The sequence below is a fragment of the Exiguobacterium sp. RIT452 genome (assembly GCF_003598705.1).
GTDB classification, from domain to species: domain Bacteria; phylum Bacillota; class Bacilli; order Exiguobacteriales; family Exiguobacteriaceae; genus Exiguobacterium_A; species Exiguobacterium_A undae.
Genome location: NZ_QXJB01000001.1, coordinates 206,023 through 231,655, shown reverse-complemented (window position 1 = coordinate 231,655; position 25,633 = coordinate 206,023). Strand labels below are relative to the sequence as shown.

The window sequence follows — 25,633 nt, the reverse complement described above, 5'->3', positions numbered from 1 at the left end:
TATATGTCCCCCTTATTTGTTCCGGCGATAGAATGGTGTATCAATCCGTCTGGCTGCTAATTTTTTCCCGCGCACTTCGATTTCAAACGACTCTTTCGTCGCATGTTCCGCCGGTACGAGTGCCAAAGCGATCGCTTTGCCGATCGTTGGTGGCAACGTGCCTGTCGTGACGAATCCGACCGGCGTCCCGTCCACGAGGACAGGTGCATCTTGACGGGCAATTCCTTTGTCCAAGAGTTCAAGACCAATCAACTGCCGTTGTGGTCCGTCTTCTTTTTGTTTCGATAAGACCGCTGACCCGACAAATGATTTCGCCTCCGGTTTGACGGCAAATTTCATACCGGCCTCGATTGGTGAAATCGTTGAGGACAGCTCGTGCCCATATAAAGGTAAACATGCTTCGAATCGTAACGTATCGCGGGCACCAAGCCCACACGGTACGACTCCTGCTTCGAGCAGTGTGTTCCATACGGCGACAGCATCTGATGCCGCCATGTATAATTCAAAACCGTCTTCCCCCGTATAACCACTTCGTGATACCAGCATCTCGACTCCAGCAAGTTCACCTTGCGCGAATCGGAAAAACTTGATTGCATCCAACTCAAGCGTCGTCAGTTCTTGCAACAGTCTGACGGCTTCCGGACCTTGGACGGCGATCTGTCCATACGCATCCGATTGGTTCTCAAGCGTCACATCTCCTGTCAGGTAACTGCGTAGATGCGCTTCATCTTTTTCGATGTTCGATGCATTGACGACAAGCAGGTATTCCTGTTCCGCTAAACGGTAAACGAGTAAATCGTCGACAGTCCCCCCGTCTTCTTGGCAAAGAACGTTGTACTGCGCTTGTCCGATCACAATTTTCGAGATATCGTTCGATAAGGTGTGTTGTAAAAACGGTAACGCATCCGGACCGGAAACGAACAACTCTCCCATATGAGACACATCAAACATTCCGACCCGCTCCCGGACGGCTACATGTTCTTCCTTGATTGATGAAAACAGAACCGGCATTTCAAACCCTGCAAAATCGACCATTTTCCCCATTGGTGCAATCGCGTCGAACAATGGTGTTCTCTTCAATGTCGTCTGACTCATACTTCTCCCCCTAATTACGAACATTTTTACTTCCTTTTCTCTTTATTGTTCAACTTTCAATTACATTCTACCAATTCAAAATCTTTTTTTCTAGGTTTATTCGGAAATTGAACAAAACGAAAGAGAGAAAGGACAAAGTCCCTTCTCTCCTATTGTTTCATATTCAGCCGATGAAAGCCATTTCAAAATGGTTTAAGTCCGGCAGTATGTTCAACTTCTTTTTTCAAGCGTTGTCCTTCGACCAGAAGTTGACGTCCCCCTTGCTCGACACGCTTTCCTTCCGCAATCAAATGATCGACATTCCCTCTGATTTGATCAATCCGGTTTGTCGTATGATCAATTCCTGTCTGCAACGTCTGTTGACGGATCGAAAAACGTTCCAATAATTGCTTCACCAGTGCGACATCTTTCGAAATCTTCTTTTTGTACAAGCTGAAGCCGTAAATCCCCAATCCGATGATTGCTAAGATAATAATTCCTACATTGATCCAGATCATCTGTTTTCCTCCAGTATCGTTTCGATTTCTTTCACTAACTCCCGTACGGATTTGGTCCCGTCCAGCCGGACATCCGATAGTTTCGCATAGACCGGACGGCGACGGCGGAACAACTTTTCAACCGTTGAGCGTGACTTCACCAAGGGACGGGATGGATCTGTTTTAATCCGATTCCAAACGATATGAAACGGTGTGTCAATCCAAACGACCGTTCCCGTCTCTTTCATAAAGGTATGGTTTTCATCACGTTCGATGACTCCGCCGCCTGTCACGATGACCTGTCCCTCACTGTTTCGAACCAATTCGACTTCTTGGTCCCGAAACCCTTTTTCACCGTACCGTTCAAAAAAATCCGTAATCGGACCGTGTTCGTGTACAAACCGTTCATCCAGTTCATCGACACGATAACGTCTCTGCAAACTGCGACCAATCGCTGTTTTACCAGTTCCCATAAAACCAATCAAATAAACCTTACCCATTCGAAACGACCGCCTCGATTCTCTGTCCGTTGTCTAGTATCGCTTCCATTTTAAAGCCTTTATCCGTCTGTGTACAGATAACGTGACCAATTGGATAACGAACCGTTTCTCCTGGGCGACAATCCGTCGTACCGGCCCGGACCAATGATTCCAGTTGTAAAGCCTCTTGCTCGAGCAGAAGTTGTTTGACCTCTTCATCGAGTTGGTGGCAACTCAGGACAATCGCGACACCGATTCCGATCAACAGCAATAGTGTTTGAATCAGGATGAACCCTCCTTCTTGCACTGGACGGTTCTCTGGCGTTGATTGAGTTCGAAGACCAGCGTCTGACCGTTCTGTTTGACTTGGTAATGTTCTACATCGTGGGCATATGTCAGTTCGCCTCCAAATTCTTTTTTTAGTCGGATTTGATTCTGGACACGAACGAGACGCCATTTGACGGGTTCTTCCTCCGGATCGACATCGACACCATGGACTTCTTCGCCGACTTTCCCACAAGAAATACTGCGCCACATCAATCGTTCGATCGTATGAAAAAATAACTCTTCCTCCATCAGTTGTTCCTGTTGCGGTTGACTGACGATGTGCGTCATCGTGATCAAACTAATCAATAACAACGGGCTCAGCCAAAGGACCAATGAGATTTCGAGGAGGGTTGTCCCGGATTGTGCTTGCCAAACAGAGCCCTTCAATACACCACGTCCCTTCACCGATTTGATACCCGTCTCTTTTTTCCGCCGCTTGATCGGATGCCATCTGATCCAATAAACGTGTTTCAATCATGACTTGATTTTTTTGTTGATGAAAAGTCAACAGCGGATCGATCGCAAGGATCAGAAAACCTGCAATCGCCACCATCGAGAAAACAACCTCCAGCAGTGTGAATCCTTTTTCCCGATGCTTTCTGAAATGCTGTTCCGCCAAGAACCGTCACCTCACTTTTTGGACAATCATCTGATAGTTACCGAGCAAAAATTTGACTTCATACGCCTGATTCTTCGATTGGCAATACCAGGTTGAGGAGTAGGTCGAATGATAACTTTTAAAATAAATAATCCGTCCCGTCGTCGGTACGAGACAGGAATATCCCGTTTGAAAATTACGTTGCCATAACAACCGTTCATTTGCCATGACAAGATACCCTTTCCCGTCGTTTCTCCACCGCAGTTGAATCAGCGTTTGCTCATTCGTTTTTGAGTACTGCAATAAACGCAGCGTCTGAAAATCCTGTGTCAAAATGTTCATCTCCCGGTCCAGTGTATACAAAGCAGGTTGCCGGCTGATTACTGTCGGTAAAAGAAATAAAATCAAGCATCCCATCATGACAAGGACTACGGTCATTTCCATCAATGTAAATCCGTTACTTGGCTTTCGTGAGTTCACCCGTTTTGGAATCATACGTATACGTCTCCTGATCACAAGCAAGTTCATTTGGTTTTTCCGCCGTCCCGCGATCAATCGTCTGCAGTGACTCCGGATACTTTTTTTCTTTTGCATAATACAAATTGACTTCCGAACGGATGACACGGATATTCGCTTCACAGCTGACCCCTTTCGCCTGATCCTTGCCGCTCGTCATCGTCGGAATCAGGACAAGCAACAGCAACGAGATGATCAGCAGGACCGCAGCCATCTCAAGTAACGTGAACCCTCGTTGATCGTGAATAAATCGTTTCATCTCATCGACTCCTTCATTCAAAATGGAAGTTGCTGAATCGCCAGTTGAATCGGGTAATACAAAATCAAAAATAACGTACCGGTCATCACCGTTAATCCACCGTATAAGACCGGCTCAATCAACAACAGTTTCTTTTCAATCTCGTCTTCAATCGACTCATGCAACAAGGTCGCCTGCTCGAGCAGTAACGGACCTAAGTCTCCGCTTTCACGTGCAATATGGACTAATCCGACCGTCTCCACATCAATGATATTTTCTTCCTGCATCGCTTCCGATAACGGTTGGCCATTTTTTTGACGGTCGTGCAACAAGCCGTACATCCGTTTCTTTTTACTATCTTGGCCTCGTTCAAGCGAGCGAAAGGCCTCCTCCAGTGAAAAACCGGCATCGATAAAGGAACCGACCTCGATTGTGAACAAATAACTGTAGTACAACCGGACAATCTTTTGAATCATCTTCATTTGCATCAACCGGTTAAGCGGAAGGTGTCGGAAGGTCAACAGGGAAACGATGAACAACAGCAAGGGCGAGAACGCTAAGAGGTATTTGGCAGAGGGATGGAGGAGAGGCAAAATAAACGGCGGCAGTGTCTCTGGATTCGACATGTCCAGCAGAGAGGGAAACACATATAAAGCATAAAACATGAACAGTAACAACAGACTGACGGCCAGAACAATCGGGTAGCGGGCCATTTTCCAAAATTTCTTTTTCATCTGGCTTTCCAGCTCCAGTAAACGAATCACTTGCTTCAAAATCATCAGCGGGCGTTCCGTTTGATCGCCTACATGCAGTAACTGTTGTAATGTTGCCGGCAGGGCCAATGGCTCGAGTGCCACCGACAACCGATTGCCCTGCTCGAGCCGGACTTTTATATCCTCAATGACCGGAAGAAGCAACGGTTCCTCGAATCGCGTTAAAATATCGAGTGCCTCTTTTGTTGATATTCCTTTTGATAACAGTCGGTGAAATCGATTCAAGAACCGACCCTTACTTCCGACTGTAAGTGTTCGACGGTACAGCGAACGACTCCCTCCTCCCGGTACAGATGGATAATTTTCTTACAGACGGATAACTCTTCCGTCGTAATGCCGAGCGTCTTTAATCGAAGCCACGCTTCTTCAATTGAACCGGCATGCAAGGTAAATAAGACGACATGTCCACTTAAGGCAGCATTGATCGTCAATCGGGCAGCTTCCGCCGTCCGGACTTCGCCAAACGCAATCCAGTCCGGGTCCGCCCGGAGTATTTCTTCGAAGCAACGTGTCGCATCAAACCCCGCTTTCTCATTTAACTCGAGTTGCAATACACCGGGAACGGTGCATTCGACAGGATCCTCTACCGAGATGATTCGTTTTCCTGCCATCGATGCCATCAAAGAATAGAGCATCGTTGTTTTTCCGGCTCCCGTCGTTCCGGAAATGATGATACATCCATGCGTCTGTTGTTCCATCCACTCCAGGTCACGAATGGGATGGAGCAGCTCCGCCGCCACTTCACTTGAGACAACAGCCCGGTAAAACCGCCAAGACATCGCATCGCCGTATCGACTCGGTAACAGCGACACCCGCATTCCGCTGTCCTGAAGAGGATAGAGACCGCTTTGAGGAATTCGTTCATTTTGTTCCTTTAAATTGGCCTCATACCGGATATGGCTGACAATCGACTGGTAGTGCGTCAATGACATCGGGGATTGTTCTTTTAAGCCTTCCGTCGTTCGGCACACAATCCGTGTTGCCTGGTTATCCGGAATAAAGTGAACATCTGTTGCCCCGACATCTTCAAATTGATGAATCAATTGACTGATCTGTCCTCTCAATCCAGCACCTCCTTGGACAAAAAGTACACAAAAAAAGAAGCCGGAACAAATCGGCTTCTTTAAGATACTTGGGCAACAATTCGGTTTTTACGCTTTGCAAGTGTTTCAAGTCCTGGTTTATCGTATCCGATTACAAGTTGTTTGCCGTCAGTAATGATTGGGCGTCGTAAAAGTTTTGGATTGTCACTCATCAGTCGAAGCAATTCACTCAGTTTCATGTCATCGACATCGATTCCTAAATCTTTAAATGCTTGGCTGCGTGTTGCCAGTAAACTTTCGATTCCATCCGTCGACAGTTTAAGCAATTCCATTAATTCATCTACTGTTGGAGCATTTCTGAACAGATGACGTTCCTCTACATCAACATGTTCCTCTTTTAACCATGATTTCGTTTTACGACAAGATGTACAGCTTGGATATGTGAAAAATATCAACTCATTCGCCATTATTGCTCCTCCTCTCAAAATCTGTGCTTCTCATTACAGAAACTATAGCATGCTTTTTTGCCTTTGTACACCTTTTGTACAACTATTGTATAAGTTTTTTTCAAACTTCATCTTTTGTTCACAGTTATTCCTTAACAAACACTAGAACATGATGGACGGATGATTGTTTGCTTGGTAAAATAAGTACGTATATTGACTATCTGTCGGATTTAGGGGGTTATATGAATGGGGAGAATGTACCGCGTACTCGGATTTTGGACTGGCATCATTGCAGTCATGGCATTTATCGGCGCTCTAGGTGGAGACGCTAGCTCAAGTGAGCATACGGATTCATTTTTAGTTATGGGCTTTGTCTTCTTGGCACAAACAGTATTCTTTGCAGCATTAGGCTATCTTCGCCTGACTGAAAAAACGTATGTCTATATCTTTGCAGCGTACTTAACAGTATTCTTCATCGTCTTCACATATTGGTCCAACTTCCAAATGTGAATGAAAAATCCCTCGCCTTCGAATGAAGACGAGGGATTTTTATGTTTCTTTAAAAAAATGGATTCTGTTTGATTTCCTGACGCAAGGTCGTCTCTGGTCCGTGACCCGGATAAAACGTTGTATCATGTGGAATTTCTGCGATGACACGGTCAATGGAGTGCATCAGGACGTCTTGATCCCCGCCCTCTAAATCTGTCCGTCCGACACTTCGTTTAAAGATCAGATCGCCGGCAAACGCCATTCGTTCTTGTTTAAAGTAAAACGTCACACTGCCCGGCGAATGACCCGGTGTTTCAAGGACATGCAGGTGAAACGGTCCAATCGTCAGTGGACCGGGTTTTAACGTCTGTTCCGCCGGTTTCACTTTCAAAGGTGGCATATTGAATTTAACCGACCCGTTCAAGTTCGGGTTCGAGAGCCATTTCATTTCATTGGCATGAACATAAGCCGGGGCCGAAGTAAAACGTCTCAGCATATCGACGCCGCCGATATGGTCGAAATGCGCATGAGTCAGGAGAATTGCTTCGACTTTTGCGTTGCGTCGCTCGATTTCATCAAAAAAACGCATATCTTCCGTTCCCGGATCAATCACTAAACATTTCCCTTCTTTAAAAAGAAGATAGCCGTTCTCTGAAGCCATTCCTGAAGTGATACTTACAATTTCCATCTCATCAAACTCCTTTTTCAGTTCCTTCTTCCTTACTATACACGAAATTGTCGAAAGTTCCCCTTCCCCCCTCTCGACTTTATCCGCTCAGTCAGCTAAACTAAAAAGTGAGATTTAAGTGAAATCTTCGTGAACTTCATAACGTGATTTTTTTAAGGGGGAGTACGTCATGCATTTGGATCAACCAATCGGTTGGCTTTTCTTTATCGTTGCACTCGTCGGTGTTTGGGCCGTCTTGCGTTCACTTAAGAAACGCCAAATGTTTCCACTCGTATTTGCTGCGCTGACTGTAATCTTATTTGGTTGGTTTGGTATTGCGACATTGATTTTCGGTGGAATTCCGGCATAATCATTTTTTTACAAAGAAAAAGGTCAGTCTTTCCGTATCGGAGAGCTGACCTTTTTTTGTTTAAACGTATATGAAAGTACTCACAAAAAGTACAAATCAAAAGGCGGAACGATTTAAAATCGTCTCCGCCTTTCATTTTCCGCCTGACGTGACCGTCATTTGGATTATTTAGATGTCTGAAGGAAACGTAACAGGTCACCGTAGATGACTTTATCTGATAGTCCCAACTCTTTTTCCGATTGTTTCGTGGACTCTTTACAAATCGCACCAACCTGTTCATCGGTCACTTCTTCTCCGGTTTTACGGTCATAACACGTTTCTTGTGTGTAGACTGTTTTGTCGGTAATGACTGAACCATCACGGAACAGCGCATAATCCTTGTGTTCTTTCGAGAACAAGTCGGTACCAAACAAGACTTCATCCTCGAAGTTATGACCAAGCAGGTTCAACAGCGTTGGTTTGATGTCAATCTGGCTTGCCACGTTTTCATGCATGACACCTTTGTCTTGTCCAGGTAAATGGATGACGAAAGGTACACGTTGAAGTTGCGCGACGTCGTATGGTGTCAACTCATCTTTTTCCATTAATTCAGCCATCGCTGCATTATGGTTTGTTGAGATACCATAGTGGTCGCCGTAAAGCATGAAGATCGTATCATCCCACGTGCCGTCCTTCTTTAGTCCTTCAATGAATTTTCCGAGTGCCATATCTTGATACGCCAGTGCTTGGACATAATGGTTTAATGTCGTTGAGCTGGTTTCAAGCGGCGGAACGAGTTCATGTTCCGGTTTCGGCATTTCAAACGGATAATGGTTCGTTAACGTGATGAACTTCGAATAGAAAGGTCGCGGAAGATCTTTCAGCATCGGTAACGACTGTTCAAAGAACTTGTCGTCCAGTAATCCCCATTCCGTCAAATCTTCCGGATTACCAAGATCATAATCCGTTTCAGAGAAGAAACGATCGACGCCGAAGCTGTTGTAGACGATGTCCCGGTTCCAGAACGATTTGTTGTTTGCATGGAAGACTGCTGAATAATAGCCGTCTTCTTTTAACATCTCAGGTGTTGCACGGAATTCATTTTCTCCATTCGTAAAGAATGCCGCACCCCGACCTAACGGGTAAATCGAGTTTTCAAGAATAAATTCTGCATCGGCGGTTTTCCCCTGCCCGGTATTGTGGTAGAAGTTATCCCAGTAATGCGACTCTTTAATCAGTTTGTTGAGGTTTGGTGTGATTTCTTGACCGTTTGGTGCTTTTAAGCCCACCGCAAATGATTGAGCAGATTCAAACGATACTACGATGACGTTTTTCCCTTCGTACTTGCCGAACATCGCCGGATTCGGTTTAGCATACTTCGAATCCACAAAACCTTGGACTTCGGACAGTTCTGAACTGTCTGCCATCGCTTTTTGTGCCGATGTTTTTGATTGAATCAAGGCATCGTACATATGGAAGTTAAATGTCCCGATGTTTTTGACGAGCAACTCGCGGTCAAACGCACGTGTCAACAATTCCGGGCGTTCTGTTTCTGCAAGCGCCAAGTTGCCTAAGAAGACAGCCGTCGCCGCTACAAACGCTAAAATCGCCCGTCCGCGTGACGCAATGTTTTTTGACATGTCCATTTTTCGTAAGAAGAACGGAAGGATCAACAGATCACCGACGATCAGAAGGTCTGCCCACGTCAACAACGAACCGAGCGAGGCCGAAACCGTCTCTGCATTGGATGTTTGGAACAGAACTGGTAACGTCAGATAATCATTGAAGAAGCGGAAGAAAATAATATCCGCGTACAGCACAAGTGTCGCAACGACAAGCGTACCGTAGATGAACCATTTTTGGACGTTTCCACGGAAGAAGAAACTAAATCCGAACATAAACAATGCCGAACTGATTGGATTAATCAGTAAGATAAACGCTTGTGCCGAATTCGTAACCGGCACGTTGAAAAAGAGCGTATACGCGAGATACGTCTTTAACCAAATCAATAGTGTCGCAATCCAAAAGACTTTGTGCTCTTTATAGGTGCTGCGAACACTTTGTCCCATCTTGAGTCGCATGCGCGACCAGATGCCAGAGTCTTGCTGCATAAAAACCTGCCTCCTAATATACGTGTGTCCTTTACATCGAACTTTTACACGGCTTGCATATCATAGTCTATTTATACCCGTATCACGTGAAAATTTTACGCTTACTTTTACAAAAATGCAACCGGAATCCGGTCGATACTTAACAATCACATACTTTTATTACGTTTGTAAATAAAAAAAAGATTCGAACTTTCGAATCTTTTCTTAAAACTTCGTGTAATTATTTTTTGAGAAACATTTGTTTCGCGAGCCATGCACAACCGATGACCCCTGCATCGTTACCGAGTTCCGCGATTTTAAACGTCGTTGATTGGAAGACACGTGGTAAGGCAAAACGCTCAAACGTCTCTTTCAACGGAGTCATTAACGCATCTCCCGCTTTTGAGACCCCGCCACCGATGACGATGATTTCCGGATTAAAACTGTTTGCCAAGTTTGAAATGGCGAGCCCGAGATGGAACGTCACTTCATTCACTACTTCCGTCGCCACGGCATCTCCTTTTGAATAAGCATCAAAAACGTCCTTTGCCGTCACGGCCTTCACATCATTCAATAGCGTAGTCTGCCCTTTTCTTTTCTCAAGACCTAACCGGGCGACACCTGTTGCCGAAGCAATCGTCTCAAGACATCCTTTACGGCCGCATCCACACATGACGCCGCCTTCCGGCAACATCGTGATATGTCCGATTTCTCCGGCCATCCCGACTGTCCCGTGAACGATTTGACCGTTGGTGATCAATCCGCCGCCAACACCCGTCCCGAGTGTCACAGCCAGCAGTTCCGTCGCTCCGCTTCCGGCACCTTTCCACATTTCACCGATTGCTGCCGCATTCGCATCATTTTCAATGACGGCCGGTAATCCGGTCAACCGTTCAAACTCTCCGACCAATTCAAAGTTGTTCCAACCGATGTTCACCGCCTTTTCGACGACTCCCGTATTGAAATCAATGAATCCCGGAGCTCCGATTCCGGCTCCGACAAAGTCTTCGACCCGTTTATTACTTTTTTGACACTGTTCAAAAAATGAGCGTGCGATGTCTCCCGGAATTTGTTTGCCGTCATTTAAGATGACAGTTTCAATTTCCCACTTCTCAACGATGATGCCTTGTAAATCCAAAATTGCCATCTTGACTGTCGTACCGCCGATATCCACACCAAGTAACCATTTCATCCCCATTACTCCCTTATGATCCAAAATTGTACTCCCCTTATTTTAGCCGACTCGATTCATCATGCAAAGGGTTGCACAACCTTTTTACGATTTTCTTGATTGTTGCAGTTCATGCGCTAAAATAATTTTAGCCGAGTCATATTGTTTTTTCTCTAACACACCCGCTTGTTCCAATTCATCCAGTTCTAACATCATCATCGCGATGTCTGACTCGCGATCGCCCAAATAGACGATTGTTCCGTACAGCTTAAGCAACTGTTGGACATCATAAAGTGTTTTCATCGTTCATGGTCTCCTTTACGAATGCATCTAAAAGATCATACGTGGCTTGCAGGGACGTTTCATGCGTCCGTTCATAGGAATGACTGGACTCAATACCCGGTCCAAGCAAACCGTGTCTTACATCATGCCCTGCATGGACAGCAGCAGACGCATCCGAGCTGTAATAGGGATAAATATCGACCTTATACGGAATCGCATGTTGCTGGGCAAGCCGCGTGAACTGATGGCGCAGTGCCAAATCATACGGACCTGAACCGTCTTTCGCACAAATCGAAACCGTATACTCATCCGAGTGTTGTCCTTCACCTAGCGCTCCCATGTCAACCGCGATGTATTCTGCGACATCCGCTGAAAAACCGGCATTCCCTCCAAAACCAACTTCTTCATAGTTCGAAATTAAAATGTGAACAGGATGCGGTAACGATATCGCTTTCCATTTCTTGATCAGTTCCAGTAACAGCGCGACCGACGCTTTATCATCAAGGTGACGTGATTTTACGAATCCTGTCTCTGTATGGACAAATCGCGGATCAAACGTCACGACGTCCCCGACTTCGATTCCGGCTACACGTGTTTCTTCTGCCGTCGTCGACCGGATATCGAGACGAACTTCAATGTTCGTGGCACTCCGTTCTTCGGTGTTCGTGACTCGTGACGTATGAACGCTGGAATGATGGAACACGATTGTCCCGGAAATCGTCTGTCCGTCCATCTTATGTACAAGACAATTTTCGCCTTCAATTGCCGTCCACGCGTACCCTCCGAGTTGAGAGAGGCTGAGACGTCCGGATGGCAGGATTTCCTTCACCATCGCTCCCAGCGTATCGACATGTGCGGTCAGCAGACGGATTCTTGGTGACTGACCCGGTAACATGGCGAGTAATGCACCCTTTTCCAGCTTTTTATAAGAAATTCCCTCTTCTTTGAATCGATTTTCTACATATGTAAGTGCTTGAACCGTAAATCCAGTCGGACTTGGAATCTCGACTAAATCACGAATCGTCTGAACTACTCCCTGCATACCATTCACTCCTCTTGATTTCGAATGTTTTCCCTTATATATGATAACAAAAGATGGGAACATGCGGGTACACATTCATCCGTGCAACGGAACGACACACGGCTGTCCCATAATAAAAAGTCGTAGATTCAATTCACATTGACCCTACGACTTTTCACGCGTCTAACGACCGTATCTTGATTCAGTTTGGATTAGACGTATTTTTTCATCCAAATGTCGTCCCGGTACGTCCCGTCTTCTAACTTGACCGAATCCGGATCCTCTGCATACACTTCAAACCCTAACGATTCGTACAGACTTTGTGCCGCCTCGTTACCGGACAACACTGCCAAGATGACCTGTTCGACATCCGGAATTTGTTTCGCTTCTTCAATCAAAGCTTCCATTAATGCCCGACCTGTTCCACCGCGGTAATCCGGTGAGACATAAACGGCAGAAATCATCGCCTTATGCGATTCGCGCGATAACTCATACGGTTTGACTTGACCAAAACCAAACAATTTTTCGCCGTCGAACATTCCGAGCCAGACTTCGTCCGAGTCCGGATCACCTTCAAGTCCTTCTTGTACGTCCTTGATCGGTGTTTGTTGTTCATCATCAAACGAATGACCAAACGCATCCGGATGATTTTTTAAACCTTCCAGTCGAAGACTCCAATACTGTTCTGCATCTTCTTTCGTTAACTTCCGAAATGTATACATGACTGTCTTTCTCCCCTTTATGCGTTTTTACTACTGGATCTGATGACGTGAAAACTCCTCTATCCTTTACATAACCTTTTTCTAGTAAAATAAAACCTAGTTTAATCGAGAATCTTTCAGACAAAAAACCGTACCCTTTTGATAAATCAAAAGGGTACGGTTTTAAAAAAATCAGTGAAGCACCGGTTCCATCGTTTGACGCAACACTTCTGCTGAATGATGGAATTTTTTCAATTCTTCTTCCGTCAATGAAAATTCAATGATTTCCCGGACACCTTGTCGATTGATGATAGCCGGAACACCAATATGGATTCCTGAAATTCCGTATTGTCCATCGACATGTGCACCAACGGTCAATATACAGTTTTCGTTACCGAGGATGGCCCGTACAATCCGCACGAGACCAAGACCAATCGCATAATAGGTCGCCCCTTTACGTTCGATAATATGATAGGCAGCGTCGCGGACATTGATATAAATCTGGTCAAGGTCTTTTTGGGAGTAGAGATCATCTTCTGCCAATAATTCATCAATCGTCTTTCCGTAAATGCGGGAGTTGCTCCAGGCCGCAAATTCTGTATCACCATGTTCCCCTAAGATATAGGCATGGGCGTTTCGAGAATCGATATGGAAATACTCACCTAACATTTGACGTAACCGCGCCGTGTCAAGGACTGTCCCGGAACCGAACACACGTGATTTCGGCAGGCCGGAATACTTCCAGGCCAAATGAGCCATGATATCGACCGGATTGGAAGCAACGACGATGATGCCGTCAAAACCGGACTCCATGATTTGGCGCATCATCTCTTTCATGATCAAGGCATTTTTTGCTACCAAGTCAAGTCGTGTTTCGCCCGGTTTTTGTGGCGCACCGGCCGTGATGACAATCACTTCCGAATCTTTACAATCGGAATAATCTCCGGCCCAAATGCGAATTGGCGAAGAACTGAACGGTGTTCCGTGGTTTAAATCCATCGCTTCCCCTTCGGCTTTTGCTTTATTGACATCGATGATCACTAATTCTTCACATAAACCGGCTGTCGTCATCTGATACGCAAAACTTGATCCGACGGCTCCAGCGCCAACCAACGCAACGCGTGTTACTTTCGCATGTAATTCCATCCTCTATGTCCACCCTTCCAAACTAATTTAAAAGTTTGTTAACTATCTCACAAATAGATTGTAACATCTTTCACAAAGTCATGAATGCTGTGAAAACGTTCACATCTTGTCTAAATTGTGTCAATGATATCCTAACATAAGGTAAAATTACATCTACAGTTTCCACTTACCACATTCGATACACAATAAAACCAATCAGACCTGCCAGTGCACTCGATAAAAAGTTGACTCCGTCATTCCCGAGCCATTTCCAGCCTTTGACGTAAACTGTCGGTGTATCATGATGCATCCGTTTTTCTGTTTCTTTCGAGCAGACCGTACAACGAAACTTCCGTTGAATCGTTCCGCCAAATAATGTATCAAACAAACTTCCGGCCACTCCCAAGGCGGTCACGAGTACCCATGTATCGGCAGGTAATGTAAACAACAGATCACCGGCAGTTGCGATAAACAAGGCTCCGACCACTGTCGCTGACGTCCCGAGGACAGAAACCGCTCCGCTCGTTCCGGCCGGAACACGCCGCCCTGTAAAAAGAAACGGATTTTTTTGCGAAAGCGGACCGATTTCAGAAGCCCACGTATCCGCATTCGAAGCAGCGAGCACAATCAAAAACAATACAAGAAACGCGGTGTGTTCCGTCCATGCATAGCCGACCGAAGCAAGAGTTGCGACACCGCCGTTTGCAAGGACTTGCCAGCCGTCACGCGCTCCGTCTTTTTCAACGATTTGATTCACCGTCTGTTTTCTCCGTTTGCCGAGTTTTGATAATAGACTCGAACTGCCAAAAAAGAGCATCAATAAGATCAGTCCGCTGTATCCAAACCCATAAATGACGACCGTTCCGACGACAATCGTCCAGACAGCACCGCTGATCGTCAACAGCTGCAATCGATAACCGATGTATCCGAGTAAAAAACAAAATAGGATTCCGTACATCACCGACATAAAATGACCTCGGACTCTGTCACGATTTGGTCGACCGGTCGATCAAACGATTCGACGGCAAATGTCGGGACGAGTTGGCACTCGAACGCAACCGCTAACGTATTTCCCTGATAATCGACTAATGCGCGGTCGTAAAAGCCGCCTCCCCATCCAACACGAAATCCGTTTCGCATGAAGGCACGACCGGGAACCAAACAAAGATCGATCGTATTCAACGACCGTTCCACCGCTGTATCGTCGGGTTCCCGGATCCCCATCGTTGTCTCCACCAACCGGCTGTTCGGCAGATACTCAAAAAACTTCATCTCGCGGTGTACCACTTTCGGAATCACTACTTGTTTACCGAGCTCCCATGCTTTTTCGATGATCGGATCGGTCGAACACTCATTTCGAAACGATAAGGTGACAGCAATCGAACGGGCATTTTCCCATGCTGAAACGGTGAAGAGCCGATCATAAATCTGTTGCTCACGTTGTTGCCGATGACCCAATGTATTTAATTGGTGCGTAATGAACTGTCGGATTTCCTGCTTTTCCATCCTGTAAAGTCCCCCTTATTCAACAAAAAAGCCATCACACAAGGTGACGGCTTCCATCTCAATTATTTTACTTCACGGTGAAGTGTGTGCTTACGGAGACGTGGGTTGTATTTCTTCAACTCAAGACGCTCTGGGTTGTTACGCTTGTTCTTCTTAGTGATATAAGTACGGTCACCAGTTTCAGTGCAAGCCAAAGTAATTTTAACGCGCATGGGATTCCCTCCTATCTAGCTCTCGATGTATCAAGTGTTTTTGCTTTACATAAGGTTAAGCATACTCAAGTATCGTACCAAGAAAGGAAGTGAATTGCAACTGTTCATCCGTTCTTTTTCGGAATCGTTACATGCTGGTACGGATTTTCAAGGTTCACTTGGAAGGAACGCAGTTCTTTTTCGACATGATAGTCATGTTCAATCCCGTTTCGCGCTTCTTCCCGCTCAAGATAAATCACATTTGAATGGCGAAGTGCTTCTCCTTCAAGTCGTTTAATCGCAACGACCAATCCGCCTGTTCCGCCTTGTGAACGTTCACTTTCCAAATCGTAGACGTTACTGACAAGAGGCAGACCGTTCATTTCAGCAAACGATTGTGCAGCGGATGCCGTCTCCATATTAAAGTTATGGACAAGACGGAACTCGACGATCTTATTGAGTGCTTGTGCTTGTCGTAAAACAGCCAGGTTTAACCCCGCGAGCTGGTTATACGTCTGAACGAGCGGTAAACCGTTCACTTCGACATGGTAGACATGTACTCCGTCCTGATGTTGATAATCGGTCGCTCCTGCTGTAATGACATAGACATTCTCACCTGAAGCCGCCAGACGTTTCGCAAACTCGGCAACCGGACGATTCGTATCATCATACTGCGTCGTCACAATCAAGATGGCCTCATCATTCCAAGACGATTCACGTTGAACGGCTACATAATAATCGTGCGGTGTCAAGAAGACGTCCGGCTCGATGTCCGTATCGGCTAAAAACGGATATTCCGCATAACGGGCATCCAGCCACTCCAATGTCAGTTCATTGGCATCAAGTCGGCGTTCCGTTTCTTCAAATCGTTTAATGTGTTCACGGAACCGATTTGCCGCATACTGTGCTGTCGTTTGTCCATCGAGAATAAACGGCCAGTCACTCGAGACGGCAAGCAGATACTCCCGAATCAGTTGACGCTTGGCTTTGACGGTCAGTTCATCTTGATGTCGATTACGGGCAACGACTCCTGCCAATCGTTTTTCAAGCTGATGCAGGTGACGAATCATCCAGTCATTCCGTTCGTTGATCCAAACGTCGGCATAACCTTTTCGTCCCCATGTTCCCATCGCGACGTGTACCGTCTCAATGTCCTGGAAATGACGCTCAAGGAAAGTCGTCGGAGAAATCGATTCAATTCCGAACTCTTCAAAACGTTCCATTGTTTTTCCGAGGAAATCAGGACCTTCAAACCACCAATGTCCAAACAGTTCAGCATCGAACGGTGCCGTCACGAGAAACGGCGGGAAGTCTTGACCGCTTTGTTCGTCCAAATGATTGGCAAGTGCTTCTGCAAAATCCGTCGCGTGAACATCTGTCCGTTTCCAAGCCCAATCACGCACATAATAGTCTTTTTGATCCGATTCACCCGTCACGCGGTGTAACTTCAGTCCGGTATCGTATCGTAATCCCTCAGGATGCATGAATTCTGCAATCTGGTCCCATTCGCGGTCGTAGGCAAGATCGCGGTAAAATTCGCGGTAGTCCGGATGACCCGGGTAACCGATGACGGAACTCCAGATCCGACCCGAAATGATTTGATCGCGCGGGAATAACGCAACACCGTGTGGTGAATAGACCGGCGCGCCGATGCCGTGTTTCGGTGACGGATCCGCATTGACGATCGAATGTTCATCAACAAATGTATAGCGGATTCCTTCTTCATACATGATTTTATCAAGTCCCGGCGTATAGGCACACTCCGGCATCCATAGACCGGTCGGACGATAACCGTAATGGCGTTCAAAGCAGTTTAATCCGGTTTGGATTTCAGACCGCGCTGCCTGTTCGGACAACATGTGCGGACTGAATCCGTGCGTCGCCGTACACGTCATCAACTCGAGATACCCTTGTTCTTTGTAATGACGGAAGGCGCCGTTGAGATCACGGTTCCAGTAGTCAAACGTCACTTTTAAATCATGGTACCGCTCTTGATAGAATAATAAGGCATCTCGTTCTTCCTTCATCAAGTCACGTTTTAATTCCTGATCAATCAACCGTAACGTATCATCCAAATGTTCCACGTAACGGGTTTGGATCAAAGAATCGGCCAACATCTCGATGACGGGCGGTGAAATACTGATCGTCCACCCGAGCGGACGTTCCAAACGGTCAATTTCCCACAGTAATGGAATATAGGTTTCTGAAATCGCCTCGTACATCCAACGCTCTTCCAAACGATGAGCTTCTTGATGGCGGATATACGGTAAATGGGCGTGTAAGACTAATGAAAAATATCCTTTGCGCATGTTTTTCTTCCTCTCCTTGTGCTTTCTTTCTATTGTCTTAACGAACTCGGTCGAAGTAGGAATACGGGCGTAAGACTTCTACCCATTCCGGCTGTTCCAACTCACCATACTGCCAACGTGCGACGACTTCCGCAAAACGTCCGTCCATCACCGGTTCATCCCGTGGTGTTTCGACTGGTTTTGAACGCAGGACAGGTAAAAAGTCACCGTCAATCGTCTGGATGCCCCATTCGATGATGTATGTAGTATTTGGCATCAACGGACGGACGAACCATGTATTGGTCATTTCCGGCAATTCAAACTGATACGTTCGATTCGCTTCGCCTTTTTCATAGTCACGGAGTGTGACATCGATGATCCGAAGTTCTTTTCGGAATGAATCAAACGAGGCATGATAATGTGTCTCGAGCATCTTCCGTGATAACTCGGACAATTCCCAGTAGACGTAGACCGATGTCGGAGACTGAACGATGGCATGCATGATATCGTCTTCGTAATGCGTCGCCATTCCAAAGGCATCTCGTTCTAATGAAGGAATTGCCGTCAATGCAGGCACAATCTCGTTTTCTTTTGAAGCGCTCACGGTTACCCCTGCCTTCTTCTTTTTCGGTTTAGGCGTCGTAGCCGTTTCGGTTGGTGCTGTGTTCGATTCCGTTAATGATTTTCGGTACTTGCTCCAGGCGTATTTGACTTTCCCTTCAGTCGATTCTACTTTTTCTGCGATCTGTTTGATCGTCAGTCCTTGTTCTTTTAATTTTATGATTTTTTCAAGCATTACCTATCACCTCTTTCTCTTTATTCACTTCTTTCTTATTCTACAAACTTGTTTCAAAATCCTTTTCAAAAAAAAAGTAGGCAGAGGATCTCCCTCTAGCCTACTGCAATCAGTTGTTTAAATCATAGTGTTTTCCTTTTTCCAGATAAATCAGATGCTCCCCGACATTCGTCAAATGGTCGCCCATCCGTTCGATGTATCGGCAAATATTCGTGAATTGCATGATTTCGTCAACAACGACCGGCTGCAATGACATATGGCGCATGTATTGACGTAATGCTTTATACGTCGTCTCATCGATGATGTTATCGAGATCCGACAACGCTTTTGCTTTCTCAATGTCTCCGTCACGATAGGCGACAATCGCTGTCTCCGTCATGTCGAGCAACGTTTCGAACGCTTGTTTTAATAATGAGATGTCAATTACGTACGGGAACGTTTCGACACGTAACACCGCTTTCGAGATATTTCCGGCGTAATCAGCAATCCGTTCGAGGTCGGTTGCAATCTTGATGGCTGTGATCAAACGACGTAAGTCCGTCGCGACCGGCTGTTGTTTCGCAATCAGTAAGATCGCATCATCATTAATTTCAAGTTCAAGTGCATCGAGTTCGCTGTCGTTTTCGATGACTTTGAGCGCAATCTCGCGGTCGTATTTTTCTAAAGCTTCCGCCGTTGTCGCAATCTGTTGCATCGTCTTACGGGCTAACAAAAATACTTTTTGATCAAGTACTGCTAGGTTTTCTCCAAAAATCGTCCGGTTCGCTGCCATTGAAAGTTCCTCCTCGTTATCCGAATCGTCCTGAGATATAGTCTTCGGTCCGTTTGTCACTCGGATTCGAGAAGATTCGGTCCGTTTGATCGAATTCAACGACTTCACCGTTCAAGAAAAAGGCTGTTTTATCCGAGACACGTGCCGCTTGTTGCATGTTGTGCGTGACGATGATGATCGAGTAGTCTTTTTTCAATTCTTGAACAAGTTCTTCGACTTTCAACGTCGAGATCGGGTCAAGTGCCGAGGTCGGTTCATCCATCAAGATGACATCCGGCTCAATCGCGAGGCAACGGGCGATGCAGAGACGTTGCTGCTGTCCACCGGATAAACCGTACGCATTCTCGTTTAACCGATCCTTTACCTCGTCCCAAATCGCTGCACCACGTAAACTCCGTTCGACGATTTCATCTAAGATTTTCTTGTTTTTGACACCGTGAACACGTGGTCCGTAAGCGATGTTGTCGTAAATCGATTTCGGGAACGGGTTCGGTTGCTGGAAGACCATCCCGACGGATGTCCGTAATTCTTCGACTTCGTAATCCTTATCAAAGATATTGCGGCCGTGGTACTCGATGACACCGTTCGTACGAACGATCGGGACAAGTTCAACCATCCGGTTCAAAGTCTTGATAAACGTTGATTTCCCGCATCCTGACGGTCCGATGATTGCCGTGACTTCATTTTGTTTGATGTCGAGATTAACATCTTTTAAGGCGTGATCATCGCCGTACCATAAGTTCAAATCATTTACACGGTATACGCTTTGTCGTGCAGCTACTGGTTGATTCATCGTTTTTGCCCCTTCTTTGGCTGGTTTCGTCGTCAGCTTCGTATCCATCATCTGTGTTCCTCCTTCGTGGTTCAGAACGTGATTCATTTCATTATAAGTCTTTGATTAGTATCGTTTTGAGAAACGGTTCCGGATCCAAATCGCAAGTGAGTTCATCGTCAAGAGGATGACCATCAAGACAATGATTCCTGCTGCCGCAAGTCCTTGGAAATCGGCTTGTGGACGGCTTGTCCAGTTGTAGATTTGAATCGGTAACGCTGTAAATTCTGAGAAAATACCTTCCGGTGCCCGGGCGATGAAGATGGCTGCACCGACCATGATCAGTGGTGCCGTCTCCCCGATGGCACGGGATACCGCCAGGATGATTCCTGTGATGACACCCGGCAAGGAAGCCGGTAAGACGACTTTAAACGTCGTCTGCCATTTTGAGGCACCAAGCGCGAGTGACGCGTGACGCATTGCTTGCGGGACTGCTCGAATCGCTTCTTGGGACGAGACGATGACGACCGGCAAACTCATCAGTGCAAGCGTGAGTGCTCCGGCAATCAAGGTCGAACCGAAGCCCATGTTCCGAACGAAGAACGTCAGTCCGAGTAATCCGAAGACGATTGACGGGACACCGGCTAAGTTTGAGATGTTGACTTCGATGAATGACGTCATCCGTCCTTTTTTCGCATACTCTTCCAAATAGATCGCAGCTCCGACACCGAGGATGAAGATCATTGGAATGATCAGCAACATCAGGAAGATTGAGCCCATGAGCGCAGGATAGATTCCGGCACGATCCGGTCGGCGTGAAGGAGCGTTTTGAAGGAAGTCGAGTGACAACCAGGCTGCTCCGTCACGAACGACACCAGACAGAAGAATACCAAGTACGACTAAACCAAATAACAGTCCAATCAAGAAAATGATTTTAGTGATATTGTTGACGACCAAGCGTTGACTGATCGATTTTTTAACAGCAACAGGATCGATAAACTTTTTTTGTACGGGTTGTTTTTCTGGTAAGGCCATCTTAGTACTCCTCTCTGAAACGACGCGTGATCCAGTTCGCGAGTAAGTTCATCAAAAGAGTAAAGACGAACAACAACGTACCGACAGCGTAGATACTATAGTATTCAATCGTACCGAATCCAGCATCGCCAAGTGCGACCTGAACGATATAAGCAGTCATCGTTTGAACCGGTTCTAACGGGTTGACGAGAGCTGTTGGATTCGATCCACCAGCAATCGTTACGATCATCGTCTCACCGATCGCACGCGACATTCCGAGAACGATCGACGCGATGATCCCTGAAAGGGCTGCCGGAACAACAACTTTTAAAGCGACTTCAAGACGTGTTGAACCAAGCGCGAGCGCACCGTCTCGGATTTTTTTCGGAACCGAACTCATCGCATCTTCCGAAATCGAGGCGATCATCGGGATGATCATGATTCCGACGACGATCCCCGGGCTTAAGGCATTGTAGATGGCAAGACCCGGAATGAGTTTTACGAGTAATGGTGTAACGAACGTCAAGGCGAAAAATCCGAAGACGATTGTCGGAACACCGGCTAATACTTCAAGAATGGGTTTGAGAACACGACGTGCGCGTTCTGATGCATACTCACTCAAATAAATCGCAGAAGTGAGTCCAATCGGCACGGCAACTAGCATCGCAATCACGGTAATTTCAAGTGTTCCCACGACGAGTGGCCAAATCCCGTACTCCGGTTGAGAGTTCAACGGGTACCAGTTCGTGCTGCCGAAAAATTCTTTGATCGATACGACTTCAAAGAAGTGGCGTGTCTCAAGAACTAACGTGAGAATGATGCCGATGGTCGTAACAACTGAAACGAACGCACAAAGGAAAAGTACGATCGGCATGATCCGTTCCATAACGTTTTTCATACTGAATTTTTGTTGTCGGTTCTGTTGAATCAGCTCGCGAACCGATTTGTTTGATGATGGATTCATCCTTCTTCGCTCCCTACTTCATCATGCCTACATAAGAACGGGACCCGAAAAAGGGGAATTTCCCCTTTTTGGGCCGTCCTCGTTTGGTGATGTTTATTTCATTGCGTCTTCGATAGCTTTTGCGTTTTCATCATAACGGTCTTGTTTCATCTTGATGTAACCTACTTCTTCAGCTAAGTCACCAGCGTTCTCATTCGTGAATTGAACGAAGTCAGCTACTTGTTTTTTATCTTTTAATGACTTGTTGTTGACGTACGTGTAGATTTCACGTGACAGCGGATAAGACAGGTCGTTGATTGTTTCTGGTGTTGGATCAACCGCATCTTTTCCTTCAGCTGAAAGTGGAACTTCTTTTAACTTATCTTTGTTTTCCGCGTAGTAGGCATAACCGAAGTAGCCGATTGCACCTTTTGTTCCTTCAACACCTTTGACGAGAACGTTATCGTCTTCCGAGAGTTGAACGTCTTTACGCATATCTTTTTCGTCAAGGACTTCTTCGTCGAAGTAATCAAATGTTCCTGAGTCTTTACCAGGGCTGAAGAATTTGATTGGCTCAGCCGGGTAAGATGGATCAACATCTTTCCATGTCTTGACGTTTGGATCGAGCCACATTTTGTTGAGTTGATCGAGTGTCAATTCTTTAACCCATGTATTTTGTTTGCTGACGGCGACTGTCAATCCGTCGAGTGCCAGCGAGAGACGTGTAAATTCAATATTATTTTTTTCAGCTTCTGCTGCTTCTTCATCTTTAATTTCACGTGATGCGTTCGAGAGGTCTGTTTCACCAACGACGAAACGTTTGAAACCGCCGCCTGTTCCGGATACTCCGACTGTTACATCGACGTCTGGTTGTTCGATTGAATACTCTTCACCGACTGCTTCCATGATTGGGAAGACTGTTGAAGATCCGTCTACAGCGATCTTTCCTGAAAGATCAGAAGAACTTGAAGAGCCATCTGTTTCATTTCCGCATGCCGCACCGACTACTGCGATTGACGCTACCGTTGTAATAAGAGCTGTTTTTTTCATCCAAGACATGATTAATTTTCCTCCTCGAAGTATGTCGCTGGTAACGCTACGACTTTATATCCGTTTTCCTTACAAGACTTATACTACGGATGAACTATTAAACCAAAATGAATCCAACGTAAAAGAATTGTAAAGGCGTGTATTTCCGCGTTTACAATTTGAAGTTCATTAGAAAAACAGGTCAATCCAAACAAAAAAACGAAGATGAGTTTCCTCACCTTCGCTGAACTAGTTAATTAGGCTTAGTTTGCCATGGGACGTCCTTGACATTAAAGTAGGCTTTGACTAAATCATGACCAATCTTCGAGTTGACCGTTTCTTGTTCCATATATGGAAGGAACACGGCCCATGCCATTTCCGGATTGTCGTACGGGGCCCAACCGACGAGGTTCGAGTTTAACGAACGAACCGGCTGTCCGCTTCCGTCACGAAGTGCAATCCCGTCTTCACCGTAAACACTGACCTGTGCCGTTCCGGTTTTGGCAGCCGCATCGATTCCGGTCTGGGCGATGACTTTAGAAGTCCCCCGCTCGCCTTTAACGACACGGTGTAACCCCTCGCGGACATGATCAATGTTCGCTTGACTGATTTCAATCCGGTTCAAATAGTTGGTCTTGAAGCTGTAATCGACTTGTTTTGTTCCTTCTTCAATCGAGTTCGACGCCAAGACTTCTTTTAAGAAGTGAGGTTGTACCCGATATCCGCCGTTGGCCAGTGTCGAAATATACTGCGCCACCTGTAACGGTGTAAAGGCATCATACTGACCAATTACCCGGTCCATCAAGAGTGTGACGCGGTCCGGTGTACCTTGTACCCCTTTTGCTTCATACGGAAGATCGATTCCCGTTGTCACACCGAGACCAAACTGACTGTAATAGTTTTGCATGATCGCCGCTGCCGCGTCGACACTTGCACCCGCTACACCATTACTTGGGTACTTCGCCATCCGCATCGCAATGTTAAACATGTACACGTTCGACGAACGTTCGAGTGCCGTCAGATCCGTGATCGGTCCCATATTGACGTAGGATCCTTTTTTGGTCCCGCCAATTGTAATCGGTGCATCGTTGATGACTTCATTTTGACGGATGACACCTTCCTCAAGTCCCATCGCGACTGTTGCACCTTTGATCGTAGATCCGATTTGCAAGGAAGTTAAGACGTTATTGATCGCGACATCACTGAATTCGTTCGTTGCCGTATCGAGTTTTTGTCCCGACATCGCCAAAATTTCGCCGGTTTGTGGATTCATGACGACGGCATAACCTTCTTTCAGGTAGCCACTGCCCATACCGCGCCCCATCTTAATTGCTTGTTGGAGAATTTGGTCGACTTGTTTGTTATATTCCGCATCAACCGTCAGGACAAGGTCTTTTCCTGATTCGCCTTCTTCGCGATTTGGTTCGCCGACAGGCTCGCCGTTAAACGTTTCATAGACATCATATGCCGGTTTCCCGCGCAACAGATCTTCATATTGTTGCTCAAGGAAAGAGGTTCCGACACGGTCATTTAAGCTGTATCCTTTTGCCTTGAATTCCGCTTGTTGTTCCGCCGGGATTTTCGAGTACTTCCCGAAGATATTGCGGAGCGTCCCTTCGTACGGATAAGAGCGTTCATAAAACGGCTCGACCGATACCCCTTTTAAATCTTCGAGGTTTTCATCGATGATGGCCATTTCTTTTGCATCCGCCCCCAATTTGACGAGCTGGGGATCAAGCGCATAGCCGACTTCCATGTTGTGTTTGATGGCGACGACTTCCATCGTCTTGTCATCAAAATCAATGTCTTTTTCCGTGATTGTATCAAGACGAATCTGATCTTGCTGTGAAATCGACAACTTACTTTGCGCTTCTGAACTTGGATATTTTTCTTTGACGGCCTGTTTATACCGGCGGTCGGATTCCTTCTCGTTGACAGCAATCCAGTAATCCTTCAGATCGCGCTCCGTCACTTTCCAATCCTTTTTAGGCAGGTTGATGATCGCCGCAAGACGTGAGGCGATTTCAATCCGTTCATCAACTTTCGTATTTTGAGACCGGCGGTACACAATCGAGTACTTGGAAATCGTATCGACCAACAGTCGTCCGTCCCGATCATAAATCTTTCCGCGCGGTACTTCGTATTTCGAAGCAATCATCTCCGTTTTTTGAACTTCCCGTGAAATCTTTTCACCGTTTACAATCTGGACGACACCTAATCTAAAAATTAAAATCGCAAACAATAAAAACACTACAAAAAACATTAAATTCAAGCGCAGCGGCAGATGGTTACGCCGTCTGCCCCTTACTGTGATTCGTTTCGCCATGGCGTACTCCCCTATCGTTCAAAAGTCATCTTGTTTCATTATATAGAAGGAAACTTTCCATAACAACCTATCCCATCATTTTCCGCATTAAAAAAGAGCACCGGTTTCCC

Annotated in this window: 31 protein-coding genes; 2 read left to right on the top strand and 29 right to left on the bottom strand. The window is 46.1% G+C overall.

Features of this window, described 5'->3' with window-relative positions; genetic code table 11:
* Positions 1 to 12 precede the first annotated feature (12 nt).
* The 11 genes from gcvT to D3D03_RS01135 form a co-directional block, all read right to left on the bottom strand.
* A complete protein-coding gene (gcvT, locus tag D3D03_RS01185; RefSeq protein ID WP_119922497.1) occupies positions 13 to 1,095 on the bottom strand; it encodes a glycine cleavage system aminomethyltransferase GcvT in 1,083 nt (360 codons plus the stop codon).
* A 182-nt stretch (positions 1,096 to 1,277) separates the two neighbouring features.
* Positions 1,278 to 1,592 carry a hypothetical protein gene (locus D3D03_RS01180; protein ID WP_119922496.1) on the bottom strand — a complete coding sequence of 105 codons (315 nt, stop codon included), beginning with the start codon at positions 1,590 to 1,592 and terminating at the stop codon, positions 1,278 to 1,280.
* The gene (locus tag D3D03_RS01175) at positions 1,589 to 2,071 is read right to left on the bottom strand and encodes a shikimate kinase (RefSeq protein ID WP_119922495.1); all 483 of its coding nucleotides are present in this window, start codon (positions 2,069 to 2,071) and stop codon (positions 1,589 to 1,591) included. Before D3D03_RS01175 ends, D3D03_RS01180 begins: the two co-directional genes overlap by 4 nt.
* Positions 2,064 to 2,357: a hypothetical protein gene (locus tag D3D03_RS01170; protein WP_026833578.1), complete on the bottom strand. Its 294-nt coding sequence runs from the start codon at positions 2,355 to 2,357 to the stop codon at positions 2,064 to 2,066. The genes D3D03_RS01175 and D3D03_RS01170 overlap by 8 nt, the downstream gene beginning before the upstream one ends.
* Positions 2,333 to 2,689, bottom strand: a complete 357-nt coding sequence (locus D3D03_RS01165; protein ID WP_233550610.1) for a hypothetical protein — start codon at positions 2,687 to 2,689, stop codon at positions 2,333 to 2,335. The genes D3D03_RS01170 and D3D03_RS01165 overlap by 25 nt, the downstream gene beginning before the upstream one ends.
* Positions 2,676 to 2,996 (bottom strand): type II secretion system protein, encoded by a 321-nt coding sequence (locus D3D03_RS01160; protein WP_026833580.1) that lies wholly within the window; start codon positions 2,994 to 2,996, stop codon positions 2,676 to 2,678. Before D3D03_RS01160 ends, D3D03_RS01165 begins: the two co-directional genes overlap by 14 nt.
* A 6-nt stretch (positions 2,997 to 3,002) precedes the next feature.
* Positions 3,003 to 3,470 carry a type II secretion system protein gene (locus D3D03_RS01155; RefSeq protein ID WP_119922494.1) on the bottom strand — a complete coding sequence of 156 codons (468 nt, stop codon included), beginning with the start codon at positions 3,468 to 3,470 and terminating at the stop codon, positions 3,003 to 3,005.
* On the bottom strand, positions 3,433 to 3,750 hold the full coding sequence (locus D3D03_RS01150) for a competence type IV pilus major pilin ComGC (RefSeq protein WP_026833582.1): 318 nt from the start codon (positions 3,748 to 3,750) through the stop codon (positions 3,433 to 3,435). The genes D3D03_RS01155 and D3D03_RS01150 overlap by 38 nt, the downstream gene beginning before the upstream one ends.
* 17 nt (positions 3,751 to 3,767) lie before the next feature.
* Positions 3,768 to 4,727, bottom strand: a complete 960-nt coding sequence (locus D3D03_RS01145; RefSeq protein ID WP_119922493.1) for a type II secretion system F family protein — start codon at positions 4,725 to 4,727, stop codon at positions 3,768 to 3,770.
* Positions 4,724 to 5,566 (bottom strand): ATPase, T2SS/T4P/T4SS family, encoded by an 843-nt coding sequence (locus D3D03_RS01140; protein ID WP_119922492.1) that lies wholly within the window; start codon positions 5,564 to 5,566, stop codon positions 4,724 to 4,726. The genes D3D03_RS01145 and D3D03_RS01140 overlap by 4 nt, the downstream gene beginning before the upstream one ends.
* A gap of 59 nt (positions 5,567 to 5,625) precedes the next feature.
* Complete coding sequence (locus D3D03_RS01135) at positions 5,626 to 6,012, bottom strand: Spx/MgsR family RNA polymerase-binding regulatory protein (RefSeq protein ID WP_026833585.1); 387 nt, start codon at positions 6,010 to 6,012, stop codon at positions 5,626 to 5,628.
* A gap of 225 nt (positions 6,013 to 6,237) precedes the next feature.
* Between D3D03_RS01135 and D3D03_RS01130 the strand changes: the two genes are divergently transcribed.
* A complete protein-coding gene (locus D3D03_RS01130) occupies positions 6,238 to 6,501 on the top strand; it encodes a DUF2626 family protein (RefSeq protein ID WP_012369782.1) in 264 nt (87 codons plus the stop codon).
* Between the two features lie 49 nt (positions 6,502 to 6,550).
* Here the strand turns inward: D3D03_RS01130 and D3D03_RS01125 are convergent, their stop codons facing one another.
* On the bottom strand, positions 6,551 to 7,168 hold the full coding sequence (locus D3D03_RS01125) for an MBL fold metallo-hydrolase (protein ID WP_026833586.1): 618 nt from the start codon (positions 7,166 to 7,168) through the stop codon (positions 6,551 to 6,553).
* A 169-nt stretch (positions 7,169 to 7,337) separates the two neighbouring features.
* On the opposite strand from D3D03_RS01125, the gene D3D03_RS01120 reads away from it, so the two are divergent.
* Complete coding sequence (locus D3D03_RS01120) at positions 7,338 to 7,517, top strand: DUF2759 domain-containing protein (RefSeq protein ID WP_014969856.1); 180 nt, start codon at positions 7,338 to 7,340, stop codon at positions 7,515 to 7,517.
* A 164-nt stretch (positions 7,518 to 7,681) separates the two neighbouring features.
* On the opposite strand, the gene D3D03_RS01115 is transcribed toward D3D03_RS01120, so the two are convergent.
* From D3D03_RS01115 to D3D03_RS01035, 17 genes are all read right to left on the bottom strand, one after another.
* On the bottom strand, positions 7,682 to 9,607 hold the full coding sequence (locus D3D03_RS01115) for an LTA synthase family protein (protein ID WP_035387656.1): 1,926 nt from the start codon (positions 9,605 to 9,607) through the stop codon (positions 7,682 to 7,684).
* Positions 9,608 to 9,827: 220 nt separating this feature from the next.
* A complete protein-coding gene (locus D3D03_RS01110; protein ID WP_275934768.1) occupies positions 9,828 to 10,778 on the bottom strand; it encodes an ROK family glucokinase in 951 nt (316 codons plus the stop codon).
* 84 nt (positions 10,779 to 10,862) lie between these two features.
* Entirely contained in the window at positions 10,863 to 11,060 is a 198-nt protein-coding gene (locus tag D3D03_RS01105) for a YqgQ family protein (protein ID WP_026833589.1), read from the bottom strand.
* Positions 11,044 to 12,081, bottom strand: coding sequence for a M42 family metallopeptidase (locus D3D03_RS01100; RefSeq protein ID WP_119922491.1), 1,038 nt, complete (start codon positions 12,079 to 12,081; stop codon positions 11,044 to 11,046). Before D3D03_RS01100 ends, D3D03_RS01105 begins: the two co-directional genes overlap by 17 nt.
* 191 nt (positions 12,082 to 12,272) lie before the next feature.
* On the bottom strand, positions 12,273 to 12,782 hold the full coding sequence (locus tag D3D03_RS01095; protein WP_028106771.1) for a GNAT family N-acetyltransferase: 510 nt from the start codon (positions 12,780 to 12,782) through the stop codon (positions 12,273 to 12,275).
* Between the two features lie 171 nt (positions 12,783 to 12,953).
* Positions 12,954 to 13,907 (bottom strand): L-lactate dehydrogenase, encoded by a 954-nt coding sequence (locus D3D03_RS01090; protein WP_026833592.1) that lies wholly within the window; start codon positions 13,905 to 13,907, stop codon positions 12,954 to 12,956.
* 166 nt (positions 13,908 to 14,073) lie between these two features.
* Positions 14,074 to 14,844: a DUF92 domain-containing protein gene (locus D3D03_RS01085; RefSeq protein WP_233550657.1), complete on the bottom strand. Its 771-nt coding sequence runs from the start codon at positions 14,842 to 14,844 to the stop codon at positions 14,074 to 14,076.
* Positions 14,844 to 15,392 (bottom strand): 5-formyltetrahydrofolate cyclo-ligase, encoded by a 549-nt coding sequence (locus D3D03_RS01080; RefSeq protein ID WP_119922490.1) that lies wholly within the window; start codon positions 15,390 to 15,392, stop codon positions 14,844 to 14,846. The genes D3D03_RS01085 and D3D03_RS01080 overlap by 1 nt, the downstream gene beginning before the upstream one ends.
* 62 nt (positions 15,393 to 15,454) lie before the next feature.
* Positions 15,455 to 15,604 (bottom strand): 50S ribosomal protein L33, encoded by a 150-nt coding sequence (gene rpmG, locus D3D03_RS01075; protein ID WP_012369771.1) that lies wholly within the window; start codon positions 15,602 to 15,604, stop codon positions 15,455 to 15,457.
* Between the two features lie 104 nt (positions 15,605 to 15,708).
* Positions 15,709 to 17,892 (bottom strand): 1,4-alpha-glucan branching protein domain-containing protein, encoded by a 2,184-nt coding sequence (locus D3D03_RS01070; protein ID WP_119922489.1) that lies wholly within the window; start codon positions 17,890 to 17,892, stop codon positions 15,709 to 15,711.
* 37 nt (positions 17,893 to 17,929) lie between these two features.
* Positions 17,930 to 18,667: a DUF4912 domain-containing protein gene (locus D3D03_RS01065; RefSeq protein ID WP_026833596.1), complete on the bottom strand. Its 738-nt coding sequence runs from the start codon at positions 18,665 to 18,667 to the stop codon at positions 17,930 to 17,932.
* A gap of 109 nt (positions 18,668 to 18,776) precedes the next feature.
* A complete protein-coding gene (phoU, locus tag D3D03_RS01060; protein ID WP_026833597.1) occupies positions 18,777 to 19,439 on the bottom strand; it encodes a phosphate signaling complex protein PhoU in 663 nt (220 codons plus the stop codon).
* Between the two features lie 16 nt (positions 19,440 to 19,455).
* Positions 19,456 to 20,232 (bottom strand): phosphate ABC transporter ATP-binding protein PstB, encoded by a 777-nt coding sequence (gene pstB / locus D3D03_RS01055; RefSeq protein WP_051524104.1) that lies wholly within the window; start codon positions 20,230 to 20,232, stop codon positions 19,456 to 19,458.
* A 105-nt stretch (positions 20,233 to 20,337) separates the two neighbouring features.
* Positions 20,338 to 21,246: a phosphate ABC transporter permease PstA gene (gene pstA, locus D3D03_RS01050; RefSeq protein WP_026833599.1), complete on the bottom strand. Its 909-nt coding sequence runs from the start codon at positions 21,244 to 21,246 to the stop codon at positions 20,338 to 20,340.
* A gap of 1 nt (position 21,247) precedes the next feature.
* On the bottom strand, positions 21,248 to 22,189 hold the full coding sequence (gene pstC, locus D3D03_RS01045) for a phosphate ABC transporter permease subunit PstC (RefSeq protein ID WP_119922488.1): 942 nt from the start codon (positions 22,187 to 22,189) through the stop codon (positions 21,248 to 21,250).
* Positions 22,190 to 22,282: 93 nt separating this feature from the next.
* Positions 22,283 to 23,227, bottom strand: coding sequence for a PstS family phosphate ABC transporter substrate-binding protein (locus D3D03_RS01040; RefSeq protein ID WP_119922487.1), 945 nt, complete (start codon positions 23,225 to 23,227; stop codon positions 22,283 to 22,285).
* Between the two features lie 223 nt (positions 23,228 to 23,450).
* On the bottom strand, positions 23,451 to 25,523 hold the full coding sequence (locus D3D03_RS01035; RefSeq protein ID WP_119922486.1) for a peptidoglycan D,D-transpeptidase FtsI family protein: 2,073 nt from the start codon (positions 25,521 to 25,523) through the stop codon (positions 23,451 to 23,453).
* Between the last annotated feature and the right edge of the window lie 110 nt (positions 25,524 to 25,633).

What these genes read in the sequence shown, in the direction of transcription:
- pstC (WP_119922488.1), bottom strand. Translation starts at nt 22,189, where the DNA reads ATGAATCCATCATCAAACAAATCGGTTCGCGAGCTGATTCAACAGAAC.
- D3D03_RS01080 (WP_119922490.1), bottom strand. Translation starts at nt 15,392, where the DNA reads ATGGAAAAGCAGGAAATCCGACAGTTCATTACGCACCAATTAAATACA.
- pstA (WP_026833599.1), bottom strand. Translation starts at nt 21,246, where the DNA reads ATGGCCTTACCAGAAAAACAACCCGTACAAAAAAAGTTTATCGATCCT.
- D3D03_RS01150 (WP_026833582.1), bottom strand. Translation starts at nt 3,750, where the DNA reads ATGAAACGATTTATTCACGATCAACGAGGGTTCACGTTACTTGAGATG.
- D3D03_RS01115 (WP_035387656.1), bottom strand. Translation starts at nt 9,607, where the DNA reads ATGCAGCAAGACTCTGGCATCTGGTCGCGCATGCGACTCAAGATGGGA.
- D3D03_RS01105 (WP_026833589.1), bottom strand. Translation starts at nt 11,060, where the DNA reads ATGAAAACACTTTATGATGTCCAACAGTTGCTTAAGCTGTACGGAACA.
- D3D03_RS01095 (WP_028106771.1), bottom strand. Translation starts at nt 12,782, where the DNA reads ATGTATACATTTCGGAAGTTAACGAAAGAAGATGCAGAACAGTATTGG.
- D3D03_RS01085 (WP_233550657.1), bottom strand. Translation starts at nt 14,844, where the DNA reads ATGTACGGAATCCTATTTTGTTTTTTACTCGGATACATCGGTTATCGA.
- D3D03_RS01180 (WP_119922496.1), bottom strand. Translation starts at nt 1,592, where the DNA reads ATGATCTGGATCAATGTAGGAATTATTATCTTAGCAATCATCGGATTG.
- D3D03_RS01125 (WP_026833586.1), bottom strand. Translation starts at nt 7,168, where the DNA reads ATGGAAATTGTAAGTATCACTTCAGGAATGGCTTCAGAGAACGGCTAT.
- D3D03_RS01065 (WP_026833596.1), bottom strand. Translation starts at nt 18,667, where the DNA reads ATGCTTGAAAAAATCATAAAATTAAAAGAACAAGGACTGACGATCAAA.
- gcvT (WP_119922497.1), bottom strand. Translation starts at nt 1,095, where the DNA reads ATGAGTCAGACGACATTGAAGAGAACACCATTGTTCGACGCGATTGCA.
- D3D03_RS01040 (WP_119922487.1), bottom strand. Translation starts at nt 23,227, where the DNA reads ATGTCTTGGATGAAAAAAACAGCTCTTATTACAACGGTAGCGTCAATC.
- D3D03_RS01035 (WP_119922486.1), bottom strand. Translation starts at nt 25,523, where the DNA reads ATGGCGAAACGAATCACAGTAAGGGGCAGACGGCGTAACCATCTGCCG.
- phoU (WP_026833597.1), bottom strand. Translation starts at nt 19,439, where the DNA reads ATGGCAGCGAACCGGACGATTTTTGGAGAAAACCTAGCAGTACTTGAT.
- pstB (WP_051524104.1), bottom strand. Translation starts at nt 20,232, where the DNA reads ATGAATCAACCAGTAGCTGCACGACAAAGCGTATACCGTGTAAATGAT.
- D3D03_RS01100 (WP_119922491.1), bottom strand. Translation starts at nt 12,081, where the DNA reads ATGCAGGGAGTAGTTCAGACGATTCGTGATTTAGTCGAGATTCCAAGT.
- D3D03_RS01135 (WP_026833585.1), bottom strand. Translation starts at nt 6,012, where the DNA reads ATGGCGAATGAGTTGATATTTTTCACATATCCAAGCTGTACATCTTGT.
- D3D03_RS01120 (WP_014969856.1), top strand. Translation starts at nt 7,338, where the DNA reads ATGCATTTGGATCAACCAATCGGTTGGCTTTTCTTTATCGTTGCACTC.
- D3D03_RS01110 (WP_275934768.1), bottom strand. Translation starts at nt 10,778, where the DNA reads ATGAAATGGTTACTTGGTGTGGATATCGGCGGTACGACAGTCAAGATG.
- D3D03_RS01175 (WP_119922495.1), bottom strand. Translation starts at nt 2,071, where the DNA reads ATGGGTAAGGTTTATTTGATTGGTTTTATGGGAACTGGTAAAACAGCG.
- D3D03_RS01155 (WP_119922494.1), bottom strand. Translation starts at nt 3,470, where the DNA reads ATGATTCCAAAACGGGTGAACTCACGAAAGCCAAGTAACGGATTTACA.
- D3D03_RS01070 (WP_119922489.1), bottom strand. Translation starts at nt 17,892, where the DNA reads ATGCGCAAAGGATATTTTTCATTAGTCTTACACGCCCATTTACCGTAT.
- D3D03_RS01090 (WP_026833592.1), bottom strand. Translation starts at nt 13,907, where the DNA reads ATGGAATTACATGCGAAAGTAACACGCGTTGCGTTGGTTGGCGCTGGA.
- rpmG (WP_012369771.1), bottom strand. Translation starts at nt 15,604, where the DNA reads ATGCGCGTTAAAATTACTTTGGCTTGCACTGAAACTGGTGACCGTACT.
- D3D03_RS01130 (WP_012369782.1), top strand. Translation starts at nt 6,238, where the DNA reads ATGGGGAGAATGTACCGCGTACTCGGATTTTGGACTGGCATCATTGCA.